At 59.5% G+C, this 13,429-nt stretch carries 8 protein-coding genes; 4 read left to right on the forward strand and 4 right to left on the reverse strand.

All coding sequences use genetic code 11. The features are described from left to right. Positions 1-90: 90 nt before the first annotated feature. The 4 genes from N645_RS0103655 to N645_RS0103670 all read left to right on the forward strand — a co-directional run bounded on the left by N645_RS0103655 (position 91) and on the right by N645_RS0103670 (position 6,449). Positions 91-3,717: an ATP-binding protein gene (locus N645_RS0103655; protein WP_024460156.1), complete on the forward strand. Its 3,627-nt coding sequence runs from the start codon at positions 91-93 to the stop codon at positions 3,715-3,717. 181 nt (positions 3,718-3,898) lie between these two features. Then, complete coding sequence (locus N645_RS0103660) at positions 3,899-4,711, forward strand: ion transporter (RefSeq protein ID WP_024460157.1); 813 nt, start codon at positions 3,899-3,901, stop codon at positions 4,709-4,711. 4 nt (positions 4,712-4,715) lie between these two features. Then, positions 4,716-5,564 (forward strand): ATP-binding protein, encoded by an 849-nt coding sequence (locus N645_RS0103665; RefSeq protein ID WP_024460158.1) that lies wholly within the window; start codon positions 4,716-4,718, stop codon positions 5,562-5,564. Between the two features lie 108 nt (positions 5,565-5,672). Further along, positions 5,673-6,449 (forward strand): peptidylprolyl isomerase, encoded by a 777-nt coding sequence (locus tag N645_RS0103670; RefSeq protein ID WP_024460159.1) that lies wholly within the window; start codon positions 5,673-5,675, stop codon positions 6,447-6,449. Positions 6,450-6,561: 112 nt separating this feature from the next. Here N645_RS0103670 and N645_RS0103675 read toward each other — a convergent pair whose 3' ends face one another. Genes N645_RS0103675 through N645_RS0103690 form a run of 4 tightly spaced genes read right to left on the reverse strand, consistent with a single transcriptional unit; the run spans position 6,562 to position 13,312 of the window. Further along, positions 6,562-7,035: a Dabb family protein gene (locus N645_RS0103675; protein WP_024460160.1), complete on the reverse strand. Its 474-nt coding sequence runs from the start codon at positions 7,033-7,035 to the stop codon at positions 6,562-6,564. Further along, a complete protein-coding gene (locus tag N645_RS0103680) occupies positions 7,032-9,017 on the reverse strand; it encodes a hypothetical protein (RefSeq protein ID WP_024460161.1) in 1,986 nt (661 codons plus the stop codon). The genes N645_RS0103675 and N645_RS0103680 overlap by 4 nt, the downstream gene beginning before the upstream one ends. A 30-nt stretch (positions 9,018-9,047) precedes the next feature. Next, positions 9,048-12,200 (reverse strand): efflux RND transporter permease subunit, encoded by a 3,153-nt coding sequence (locus N645_RS0103685; RefSeq protein ID WP_024460162.1) that lies wholly within the window; start codon positions 12,198-12,200, stop codon positions 9,048-9,050. Continuing rightward, entirely contained in the window at positions 12,200-13,312 is a 1,113-nt protein-coding gene (locus tag N645_RS0103690; protein ID WP_024460163.1) for an efflux RND transporter periplasmic adaptor subunit, read from the reverse strand. Before N645_RS0103690 ends, N645_RS0103685 begins: the two co-directional genes overlap by 1 nt. Positions 13,313-13,429 lie beyond the last annotated feature (117 nt).

The raw sequence follows: 13,429 nt of genomic DNA on the forward strand, positions 1-13,429 counted from the left end.
GGGTTCTGGTCCTCGTCCCGGGCGCGACGCCAAAAAAGATTAATTTGTGCATTGAGAGCAGCCTGATTTTGGCGCCCCTAGAGACTATTTATGTATCTGAAGAAGTTCATCTACATCCACTGGGGCAACATCCCCAACACCGAATGTGAATTCGGCCCGATCAACCTCTTTTCCGGGGGGAATGGTTCGGGCAAAACCACCGCGGCGGATGCCATCCAGACCATCATGACCGCCGCCCACGACAACCTGTTCCATTTCAACCCCGGGCAGGACGAAGCCAGTCAGCGCGGGCGCGGTGGCAAGCAGGTGCGCACGCTCGCCTCCTACGTACTCGGCTGCGACGACGGTGCCTACGCGCGGCCCGAAGGTTGTGATGGCTACCTCGGCGCGGTGTTTTACCCGACCCCGGGAGAAACCAGTGAGCCGTTCACCGCACTGATCGGTATGCGCGCCCACCTGGAAGGCTCCGGCCAGCAACGGGTCGCGCGCCTGGACGAGCTTCAGTTCATGTTATTGCCGGGCGTTCAACTCGGGCTATCCGATTTACTTAAAAGCGATACCGGTGGCCGCTATGTGCTGCCCCTGGATCGAGCGTATGGCCTGTTGCGGAAACAGTTCGGCCCCGAGTCCGTCGAGAAGTATGACAAGAAAAAAGCGTATCTGGGCCGACTGTATGGTCTGATCCGGGACCGACAGGATGCCGTGTCCGAACGGGAGGCGATGAACGCCGCCCGAGCCTTTTCCCGTTTTATGGCCTACAAACCCATCAAGGGGATCGACGAGTTTGTCGCCAACGAAGTGTTGGAACCGCGCGACCTGGGTGAAGCAATCCGCTCGGTGTCGGCCATGCTCAAACGCATCCACGGTATGGAAGCCGATGCCCGACAACTGCGCGAAACCATTGAGCGACTCAACCAGGGTCGACTCACGGCCGGTCACTTTGTCGATCAATGGCTCGATTGGCAATTGCTGCACTACGGCCTGGCCCGGCGCCGCTACAACGACTGCCAGAACCGCTACCTGACCGAAAAGCGTAAGCAGCAGACACAGCGCGAGTCGGTGGAAGCGAACCGGCAGGCCATCGAGTTGAGCGAGCAGCGCCGGGATGACCTGCAGCAACAGTTGCTGGATCTCAACACCCGACGCCTGGGCATTCCCGGGTTGCGGGAAAAAGACCAGCTCGCCCAGGAGCGCAAGGCGGAGGAGCAGCGGCTGCACGCGACGGTGCCGAAGCTGTTGGAACAACTGCAAAAGGTCGATCGCAATCGCGAGAGTGCCAAAGTGCTTCACGACGGCTTGCGCCGCACATCCCTGTCGCTGGTGCTGCCGGAGTTGGCCGATAAAACCCGCAACGCCCGCCTGAAAGCCATTGCCGAAGACGATTCCCGGCTGGACGCCCATGAGCTGCTCAACCGGGACTGGATTGACATCAGCCCGTTGGAATCCCGTCTGGATCAGGCTCTGATGCAACAACAGCAACACCGCCAATGGTGGTCGGACTGGTTTGAGAGTGAAGAGAGCGCCGCCAACCTGCGGGATCGCCTGGCGCGCGAGTGCGACAAGCGCCAGCAGGCCTGCGATCAGGTACAGGCGCGAACCGAGCGTTTGGGTCGCGAAATGGGCGCATTGGAAGCCCGGGAAGTGAGCTATCCGCCCTACGTGCAACAGGCGTTGGCGGAACTGCACAAGCAGCTTCCCGAAGCCGATGCCCGGGTGCTGTGCGACCAGGTGGAGGTGACCGACCCGGAGTGGCAGTCCGCCATCGAAGGCTATCTGGGCGGCGCCCGTTTTGGTTTGATTGTGGACCCGGATTATGAGGCCGAGGCCATTCGACTGGTTCGCTCCCTCAGTGGCGTCGGTCAGAAAGCCCGGGTGATTCAGGGCCACAAGGCCCGGCGGGATAATGAAAAGCTGGGTGCCTTGCCTCAAGGCAGCGTGGTGGAAGTGATGCAGTTCAATCACGACACCGCCGAGCAATACCTGAAGGCGAGCTACGGCTCAGTGCAGCGGGTACCGGATGCGGATACTCTGCGCAATACCCGACGGGGCGTCACTCGGGACTGCCTGGGTTCCGGAAATTATTCCCTGTTCCGCTGTGATATTGCCGACAGCGATCTGGTGTTCGGCCAGAGCGCCCGTGAGCGCGCCCTGGCGGCCCGCCGACAGGAGCAGGAAGCGTTGACCCGCGAGTGGCAGGCAAGCCGGGATCTTGCCGCCGAGGCGCAACAATTGCTGGCCGCCGTAGACGGACTGCGTGTCCCCGAGCATGGCGACTGTCTGCAGACCATGCTCAGCGCCCAGCGTCGCTTGCAGTCCCTGGAGCAGCAGGCCGAGCAGCTCGACCTGAGCGCCGGTGAGGCTCTGGAAGAGGAGCTCCAGGCGTTGAAGGGCCGGGTGGATGAACAGGCCGCTCAGGCGCGGGCGCTCAACGAGGAGCGGGCCAACCTGCTGGCGGAATTGAAGAACATCGACAGTCGCTGCCAAACCCTGGATCGGGATCAGGACCAGACCCTGGCGGTGGTGGAGCAGTGCGAACAGAGCCTGGAAGGCCTGGATGCGCTCGCACCGGGGTTCGATGCCGAGGCACGGTTGGCCGAGATCGACGAGGACCTGCGCGAAGCCCGCTATTATGAGGCCCGTCTCGCGGACGTGCAGGGCGAGCTGAAAAGTGCCCTGCACAAACTGCAGCAGAGCGCGTTGCAACATAATCAGCAGTGCCGTCCGGCGGACGCCTTCGCGCTGGATCTGGACTTCAGTGACGAGTTCGGACGGGAGAATTTTGCCCGTATCTGCCAGTTACGCCGCCAGTTCGACAGCCTGTACAACCGGGACAAGAACCACATCCTGGCTCAGCGCCACAGCGAACTGCAGTCTCTGCGAGACAGCTTCAACAACGCCTTTGTCACCAACCTCTGTCACTCGATCTACCAGGCGATCAACGATGGCAAGCGGGTACTGGAGGATCTGAACCGGGAACTGGAGCACCACCGCTTCGGTGCGGACCGGGAGCGGTTCCGGTTTGATTGGCAGTGGGTGCCGGAATTCAAAGAGTACTGGCAGTTTTTCAAGGCCATCATCGATAATCCCAGTCTCGGCGATGGCGCTACCCTGTTCGATATCGAGCTTGAACCAAAGCACCAGAAGGTGCGCGAGCGGCTGATGACCATGCTGCTGGATGAGGACGAGCAGAAGGCGCTGCGGGATCTGGAGCGTATCGCGGATTACCGGAATTACCGCCGCTACGAAATCTACAAGGAGCCGGAGGGCAAGCAGCCCATTGCTCTGAGCCAGTATGGCACCGGTTCTGGTGGCCAGCTGGAGACGCCTGCGTATATTATCCGCAGTGCGGCCATTACCTCGGCGTTCCGCTTTGGCGAGGGCAACAGCCATTTGCGGATGGTATTGGTGGATGAGGCCTTCTCCAAGATGGATGAACACCGCTCGCGAGAGGTCATTCACTACCTGACCGAGAGCCTGGGCTTACAGTTATTGTTCATCATGCCCAGCAGCAAATCCGGCCCGTTCCTGGAGCTGATTTCCAACCAGTTTGTGTTCAGCAAGTGCGCCACCCGCGAGCGGGTAGGGGAGTTGCAGACCCGGGTGGTGTTGGATCGACAGGAATGCGACCGGGAGCGGATTCAGGAATTGATGGCGAACCACCGCCAGACAATTCGCCAGCAGGCGGAGTTGGATTTTTTGGAAGAAGTGGAAGTATAGCGGGTTAACGGCGGATGCGCGCTTCGCGCTTATCCGCCCTACGCGGACGGAGGTGTTATTTTTACGGCGGATCGCCGCGGATAATACGGTGGCTTGCGTAGCGCGCATCCGCCGTTACCCAACTGACTGCACTGCCCAACGATATGTGTCTGGCTCAATGCCATCTTTGAGAAACCTGTAAATGATTTCAAACGATACTCTACAATCCCGATTCCACCAATTGCGGACCAACAAGGCCTTCGAGCTGTTTGTGGTGGGCATTATCATCTTCTCGGCCCTGGTCATCGGGGCAAAGACCTATGATATTCCGCCGCTGATCTCCAATGCGATTGTCATTACCGACTGGTTCATCACCGTTTTCTTTCTGGTGGAAATTACTATTCGGTTTCTCGGTGAGCCGCGCAAGCGGGACTTTTTCAAATCCGGCTGGAACATCTTTGACACCACCATCGTGATCGTCAGCCTGATCCCCATTGAAGACAGCGAACTGGCCCTGGTGGGCCGCCTGGTGCGGGTGTTCCGGGTGCTGCGTATGGTGTCCATCATCCCGGAGCTGCGCACGTTGCTGGTCTCCCTATTGAAAGCCCTGCCACAGCTCGGTTACGTGGCGCTGATGATGTTCATCATCTTTTATATCTACGCCGCCATCGGCAGCATGTTCTTTGCCAGCGTCAACGAGGAGCTCTGGGGTGATATCGCCATCAGCATGCTGACCCTGTTCCGGATCATGACCTTTGAGGACTGGACCGATGTGATGTACGAAACCATGCTGGATTACCCGTTCAGTTGGGTTTTCTACGTCACCTTCATCTTCCTGTCGGCTTTTGCATTTCTGAACATGATCATCGGGATTGTCGTCAACGTACTGGACGAGCAGCACCGCAAAGAGCGCCAGGAAGAGGGCGAGCCGACCTTGCGGGAGTTGCAGTATGAGCTGCGCGAACTCAAGGAACTGGTGCGCCAGTCAAGCCGACACCGAACACCGCAGGAGTAACCTCATGGCCACAATGGATTCCATCATTGATCGTCTCGATCAGCTTCTCGACCGGGCGGAGCGTTTACTGCCAGTCCCTGACCCGACGATTGACTGGACCGCCCAGGCCTTTCGCTGGCGGAGCGTCAATGGTCGAGGGTTTCTCCAGGCGGTGCGCCACCCGCATCGGGTGGCGCTGGAGGCCCTGCAGAACATCGATGCCCATAAAGAGGCCCTGGTGCGTAACACCCGGCGCTTCGTTGAGGGTAAACCGGCCAACAATGTGCTGCTCACCGGCGCCCGTGGTACCGGTAAGTCCACCCTGATCAAAGCCGTCTGGAATACCCTCTCTGATCAAGATCTGAAACTGGTCGAGGTGGACAAGGCCGACCTGCCTAACCTGACCGACATTCTGGTGTTGCTGGAAAAGCGGCCGGAGCACTTCATTGTGTTCTGCGACGACCTGTCCTTTGAGGAAGGTGATATCAGTTACAAGGCCCTGAAATCGGCACTGGATGGGTCGATTGCCGCTCCGGCGGAGAACATTGTGTTTTACGCCACCTCCAATCGACGTCACCTGTTGCCCCAGACCATGCGGGACAACCTGGATGTCAGTTACGAGGAGGGTGAACTTCGCCCGAGCGACAGCATTGAAGAGAAAACCTCACTGTCGGACCGGTTCGGCTTGTGGTTGAGCTTCTATCCGTTCAGCCAGACCGAGTACCTCGCCGCCGCCCGCTACTGGATTGAAGCCTTTGGGGGCCAATGGAATGACGAGGTGGAAGCCCAAGCGCTGTTGTGGCATCGAACCCGGGGCGCCCGCAGCGGCCGGGTTGCCTGGCAGTTTGCCCGGGACCATGTCGACCCCGCCTGACGCCAGCGACGTTACAAACTGTTAACAGCCTTCTACAAATGGTTACAGATTCGTGACCCTGGCTTTGCTAGAGTGCTGAACATAACATCCAACTGTAAGGAATCTCCCATGTTCAAACCGTTTATGGCGGCCGGTGCTCTGGCAACGGCGGCGCTGTTCTCCAGTACCTCAGCCCTGGCGACCATTGTTGAATTCGAGACGGAGCTGGGTAATGTCCAGGTCAACCTGTACGATGAAAGTACCCCGGAGACTGTCGAGAATTTTCTGTCTTACGTGGAGTCCGGCGCTTACGACAATACATTCTTTCATCGCCTAGTGCCCGAATTCATCCTCCAGGGCGGCGGTTTCCGATACATCGAAGACAGTGGCGATGTGAAGAGCATTGAAACCGGTGACCCGGTGATCAATGAACCCGAGTGGTCCAATCGGCAAGGTACTATTGCCATGGCCAAGCTGGGCACTGATCCAAACAGCGCGACCTCTCAGTGGTTTTTCAACCTCGAGAACAATCACGAAAACCTGGATGTTCAGAACGGTGGCTTTACCGTGTTCGGTGAAGTGATCAGTGGTATGTCGGTTCTGGAGGACATCGCCGAGCTGCCCCGTTTCAACCTGCAGGGCGCGTTCACCAATCTGCCGCTGCGCAATTATGGCGAAGAGGAGCTGGAGAACGATGTGGAAGTCGATTCCACCCATCTGGTGAATCTGCTGTCTGTGCGCATCATTGACGATGCGGAGAACTCGGCGGCCGATCTGGACCCGGTTCCCAATACGCTGATCGATTCCGTGGAAGACAAGGACTCCGGTGGCAGCTCCGGTGGTGCCATGGGCTGGTTGACGTTGATGCTGGGATTGTTGGGGTTGCGGAAGGTTTTGGTGAGTTGAGATCTTGTCGGGTTACGCGCTGCGCGCTAACCCGACCTACTGGAACGCAACGAAGTCCCTCGTAGGTCGGGTTAGCGCGCAGCGCGTAACCCGACAATCAAGCTCCGAGATTTCACACTTCAATCGAATCAAACACCGTAACCTTGCGCCACAGGTGCGAACATTCTTCCACAAATTTCTGGTGGATCGGGTGCACCTGGTAGGCGTTCTGACCTTCGACATCATCAAACATCAGCAGCTCGGATACCTGGTAGCTGTTATCCACCACGTCCCGCTTTTCCGTTGAGGCCGGCACACCGATGTGAATGCCGCGCACGGTTTCAATGTCCTTGAGGGTTTTCAGACCCGCGATCAGGGCATCGCGATCTTCTGTCGATTCCGGATTCTTCAACCAGAAAAACACCGTATGGGTCAGCTTCGGAATCGCCACGGTGCCGTGTTTGTGGTGTTTGTGATCGCCATGACCGTGGTCACCCCGTTGCTTTTCTTCACCGTGATTGTGGGCCTGAGCCGAGGGCAGCATGGCCGCAGCGCCCAAAGCCGCTGCACCGGTGATGAATTGCCGACGATTGGAGAGATCTTTCATTGTGATTGTGCTCCTGTTGGGAGGTTTTTATGAAGGCCGGTGTCGGTCAGGATGACCAACCGGTCTTGTGGTGAAAGGTTGAGTGCCGCGTCCCGCTCAGGGTTCAATTGCAATCTGCGCCCCTGATGCGACTCATGGTAGTACACCCCAAGCGCTGTTTCGCCCCGCTCGGCGACCATCGCCTCCAGTTTCCAGAACGGCAGGGAGCCCCGAATGCCGTAATCCTCGGGCGCGCGGAAGTAGATTTCCGCACCGCCCTCGGTAAACAGCTCATCAAACACCAGACGGAGCTCCGGGCGCAACGCCACTTGGGCCAGCAAGTGACTCAAAATAAGCGGGCTGATGATGGTTTCACCCCGTTGATGTCCGAGCAGAATGGCATTGTCCGGATCGCTCAACTCCACCAGCAACTGTGGCGGCTCATCGGTCTGTTTCAGGTGTTCTTCGAGAATGCTCTGCCCGACAATGGCCCGGGCATCGGCCTCTTCACCACTGTTTACCCGGTCGCTGCTGGTCAGAACAATACTGTCATACTGCGCCGGTTCGATGTCATGCAGCTCGCCTTCCTGCATGAAATCTGTCTCGACATGCCGACAGTGCGCTTTGGCGCTGCCTATGTGGTAACGGTCAATCGATCTCTCCCGCTCCTGGGCCGGAAGTATTGAGACAATGTCCAGCTCAAACCGATATTGGCGATAACTGCCCAGCTCGTGCACCAGTGCTGGAAGACGATCGTTCCACCCGAGAATCAACACTTTCTTTTTGGTCAGGCGGTTGGCGGGTTTATGCTTGTCATCCAGCGCTTTGCGTTCGAGCGGGTTCAATCGGTACCCCGACGCCTTGAGTGGCTGGGTATCATTGAATTCCGGCGCAATGAACACGACTTTATCCGCCTCGGTGACGACGGTGTCCGAAGGAGCATTCAACTGCACACGCCAGTGCTCCTCTTCCCGGCGCAGCAATCCGCAGATCACAGCACGGGGACAGCGCATGGCGATGGACGAGAGGGAGTCACCGGCAAAGTGTTCGCCGCTGCGGACATAAAACTCGTTGCCACTCTGATCGGTCAGCAACTCGTTGTAGACCTCCGACAGCCCCGGGTGAATCAGGTTCTGGGCCATCAGGCTGGCGATGGTGGCATCACCGGGCACCACCTGAAGGGGCCCGGAATAAGCGCGGCGGGCGATGGGCAGCTTACGCAGGTCCTGAATTTCCGCCACGACAAACGGCCGGGTGACATTCTGTCTGCGGGCCAGGGCGTCCAGTGACATCAGCGCCTTGATGGTCTCCACATCAGCGCTGACAAGGCTATTGAGCTCGTGGGAATCGCTGGGGATGATGACTGCAGCCGCGTTCAGGCAGGCGGCCCGGTGCAGGGCGTCGGGCTGAAGGGCACTCCCGGAGCGCAGTACAATCTGCCGGGCTTTGCGACCGATACCGGGCTCGGCGCGCAGCTCTTCGGCCTGTAGCGCCGACATATCCTCTGCCAACACCACCAGTTTGAGACGGGAACTGTCGTGCCCCAGCAGGTGTTGACGCATCGACCCGGAGGCACTCAGGAGCTCTCTGATCAGGGGTAAGGTGCGGCTGTTCCAGCCGATGATGACCACGTGGTTGCGAAAGGCCACCGGTGTCAGGCCGCGCTCCAGCGCGGTCATCCGGGCGATCAAGGAGCGGGTGAGAATGGCCACCAGGGTACCCATGAACACCACATAGCCGCTGACCGTGAGGATCGTCGACACAAAGCGCAACCAGGAACCCTGGTCATCGCCCAGATAACCCGGGTCCGTCAGGCGCAGAAACGCCCACCAGACCGCGTCACCGACGTCCTCACCTTCACCGGCCGGGAACGCCAGCAGGCCACCGGTAATGGAGATGAGGGCGATGATTGCACCCACCACCAGCAACTGAAACAGGGCGCCTTTGACGAACTGGCGCTCAACAAAAAATTTGACCCGGTCTATAAAACGCAACGGCAGCATGGCAGCTCCTGTCCCGACGAGCTCAGTGCATCAATTAGGGCTGCCAGTATACCGGTTTTTGCGCTCAGTCCAATTCAGAACCATGACGGTCAATGAGGGCAGCGTAGTGAGCGTCACCAGTGTGGCGCCGATAATGCCCGCCATAACGATCACCCCGACCCCGCGATACAGTTCGCTACCGGCACCGGGCAAGAACACCAGGGGCGCCAGCCCAACGATGGTGGTAATGGTGGAAATGGCAATGGGCCGCAGGCGTGAACTGACCGCTTCGCGCACCGCATCGACCGAGTCCATGGCCTCTTCTTTTAGGTTACTGATCGCCCGGTGCACGATCAGAATCGGGTTGTTGACCACGGTACCCATGAGAATCAGAAAGCCAAGCATGGAGATCATGTCGAAGGGCTGACTGATGCCGCCCAGCCCGAGCGCCGAGGTGACGCTACCCATCAGGTTGAGCAACGCGAGCCCGGCAATCCCGCCAGCGATGCCTAGTGGAATGGTAGTCATGATCAACAGCGGATAGCCCCAATGAGTAAAGATGGCCACCATCAACAGATAGACAATGAACAAGGCCACCAGATAGTTGCTGCTGAGGGACTCCCGAGTGGCATCCAACTGGTCGGCCGCCCCGGAAATATTCAGCGTCACCCCCGTGGGCACCTGCCCATTGTCCTGCAGATAGCCTACGATGTCTTCGCGCACCCGTTGGACTCCGGTCTCCAGTGCCACCGAGCGGGGTGGAATGATGTTCAGCGTTACGGTGCGGCTGCCGTCAAGCCGACGGATGCTGCTGGTATCCACTGTCTCCTCGATTCGGACGAAATCGGATAGGGGCAGGGTGCCGCGCTCGGGGATAAAGACGGCGATATCCTGAAGCGTATCCAGGTCCGCACCGGGACCCTGCTGGTTGTAGAGGTAGATGTCGATTTTGTCATCGGCAAGGAAGAACTCATTCACAAAGGCACCGTCGGTCAGCGCCGACACGGAGAAACCGATGTCCTCGGTAGTCAGGCCGAGCTCCGCCGCCCGATCCCAGTCGGGGCGGATTTCCAACAGCGGCTGGGCAAGCGAGAGGCTGGAGGGGCGGGTCTGGATGCTCGGGTTATCAAACACCGACTCAGCGCGGGCGTAGGCGGCCTGCGCCACCTGAAACAGGCTGGCCAGGTCCGGCCCGGAGATATCCAGGTTGACGCTGCGTGTGCCGCCGTCGTTGCTGCTGATGATCGAACCGCGCGCCGCAAACGCCCGCATGCCGGGATAGGTTTCGTACTGCCTGACCAGGGCGGCCATCAGTTCCTCGATCTGCCCCGGATCCTTGGATTCGGTGATGATCCTCAGGCTCTGGGGCGAGATGCCCAGGTTGATGTACTTCATCGCCGGCACCTCGGTTTCACCCCGTTCGAAGGCTTCCGGCTCATCGTCCACGTAAGGCATGAAATACTCCTGAAGTTCCATGCCGATAGCTTCCATGGTTTCGAGGTTATAGCCCGGTGGGGCATTCATGGAGGCGAAGGTTTTCGGCTCCTCACCCTCGGGCAGGTATTCTGCCGGAGGGGTGAGGAACAACACAATGGCACCACTGATCACAATGGTGGCTACAATGGCACTGATACGCCGTCGGGGCGTTTCGATCAGCCAATTAATCTGCCGCGTGATCCGCTGCTGGAGCGGATGGGCTTCGTCGCCACCGGAGGCGCCTTCAAATTTCAGCCGGGCGCTCGCGGTGGGGATCACGGTAATCGCCACCAGCATCGATACCAGGATCGACGCGGAAATGGCGATCGCAATATCCGAATACAGCTGCCCCGCCTCTTCGGAGATAAACACCACCGGCAAAAACACCATCACCGTGGTCAGAGTGGAGGCCAACACCGCTGGCCAGACTTTCTGGACCCCGACAACAGCGGCCTGCAGCTTTTTCAATCCCTTGCGGCGCTCGAGCTCGATGCTTTCAAGCACCACAATACTGTTGTCCAGGGTCATGCCGATAGCAAAGGCAATGCCCGCGAGGGAGATGACGTTGATGGTTCGCCCCGCGATCAACAGCCCCAGGAATGCCGCGATGGTACAGATGGGAATACCCACAACGCCGAGTGCCGTCGCTCGAAATGAACGCATAAAGGCGTACATGATTGCCGTCGCAAGCAGGGCACCGAGGATGAGGTTTTTCCAGACGTTGAACACCGAGGCCTGCACATACACCACATCATCAGCGGTCAGGGCCAGTTCCATGCCCTCCGGGTTGAGCAGGTCCCGGTTGATGTTGTCCACCTCGGCCATCATGGCGTCCTTGATGGCGATCACGTTGGAGCCGCTTTCCCGGCGCACCGACAGACTGATGACGGGGCGGGTATTGACGTAGGAGGTCTGGCGAATTTTGAAGTGATCGAGGTCGACGTCGGCCACATCGGACAGGCGGGTAATGCTATCTCCCCGACGCTCGAGGATGAGGTTTTCCAGATCTTCCAGATCTTCGAAGCGGCCCATGGTGCGCAGCAGGTAGCGCCGCTTGCCGCTTTCCACTTCACCGCCGGACAGGTCCCGGTTGCGCTCGCGGATGGCATCGCGCACCTGGGTCAGCGTTATCTCCCGCTCCGCGAGGCGCTCGGGGTTAAGATGAATCTGAATCTGGCGCTCGGCGCCGCCCCCGACGTTGACTTCAGACACGCCGGGCACACCGGACATGCGCGGTCGGACATTGTCTTCGATGAAATCACGCATCATGTCCATATCCAGTTCCCGGGGATTGCCCTCCATCGGGGAAATCCGGAAATACATGAATGCGTTGGACGAAAACGACGTGGCGTAGACGCTCGGTTCGTCGACGTTTTCAGGGTAAGAGGGGACCTGTGTCAGGGCGTTGTTGACGCGGATCAGGGTTTCGTTGATGTCCACCCCAAACGGAAATTCGAGCTCGATCTGGGCCGAACCGAAATCGGCACTGCTCTGCATTTCCACCAGGTAGGGAATGTTCCTCAGGTACTCCTCCTGTTCGATCAGGATCTCCTTCTCCACATCTTGGGGCGTGGCGCCGGGCCAACTGGTGCGGATGGAAATGGTACGGACTTCCAGGTCCGGAATCATCTGCACCGGAATGCGCAGCGCGGCCAGGATACCGAGCACGCAGATGATCAGAACGGTGACGGTGACCAGAATGCCGTGGCGAACAACCCAGGAAAACATCAGCGACTCCCTCCCTGGTCATTCGCGTGACTCTCTGCAATGCGCTCGGGCACAACGTTCTGGCCCTCCTGCAAGGCTTCGTTACCCAGGGTGACCACCACATCACCGGAGGACAGGCCGGAGCGGATCTCGACCCAACCGGAGGCACTGATTCCCGGCGTGACCTGTTGCTCGCGCACACTGCTGACCTGGCCCTGCTCCGCTTCGGTAATCACCCAGACACTGACCCGGCCATCCGGGTAGCGGATCAGGGCGTCACGGGGCACCGAAAGCCCGGTGCGGTCCGTGTTGAGCTCCAGAAGCCCCGAGGTGGACAGACCAGGAATCAGCTCAGGTGCGTCGTCGGGCGGTGTGACCCGCAAGAGAAATGTTCGCGCACCGGATTCGCTAAGCGGCACCTTGCGATGCACCCGGCCGATGACTTCGGTGTCGGGGTAGGCGTCAAACCGCAGGGACAGTCTGGATTGTTCGCTGACTCTCGGGAAGTACCGCTGGGGCACCTGGAAGTGCACCCGCAAGGGCGCACTGGCCACCAGCTCCATCAGCGGGTTGCCCGGAGACACCCATTCGCCCAGGTCGACCTGACGTGAGCTGATCACGCCGCTGAAAGGCGCTCTGACCTGGTGTCGCTCAAGCTCCGCTTCCAGGCGCTTCAGGCGGGCCCGGGCGGCATCGCGATTGGCCCGGCTGACCCGCTCTTCCGCCTCCAGGCGCCGAATGTCACTGGCGGCAATGGCGCCATCGCGCAGCGATCGGGCTTCATTGAGCTGCCGTTCGCTGTCGGCCCACTGCGCCTCGGCGCTGGCCAGGTCCGCGGCGGCCTGATCCCGGTCGATACTGACCAGCTCGGAATCCAGCTCCAGCAGCAGATCGCCAGCGTCGACCCGGTCCCCGGCGTCCACCGCCAAGCGGGACACCAGCCCGGCCACCTGGGGCGAGAGCAGAGAGCGCTGCTCTGCGGTAACCGAGCCGGTCAGGGGAACCGTTTCGATGACCGGCCGCTCCACAACCCGCACCGCCTCGACTTTGGTTGGTTCCTGGGCTGAAGTACAGGCCGCCGCCAGAAGGAGTAATAGGCCATACCAAGGGCGAGGGGAGGCGATAATAGTCATACCGGGTTGTCTCCTGAGTTCCTTCAATAGATTTCAGCATAACGCCCGAAGGGCAGGGCGCAAATCTCCACCGCGTTAAGATTTGTCGTCAAACCCGCGCCGGGCGGGGCGTTTTGC

Source organism: Marinimicrobium sp. LS-A18 (genome assembly GCF_000463525.1).
Classification (GTDB): domain Bacteria; phylum Pseudomonadota; class Gammaproteobacteria; order Pseudomonadales; family Cellvibrionaceae; genus Marinimicrobium; species Marinimicrobium koreense.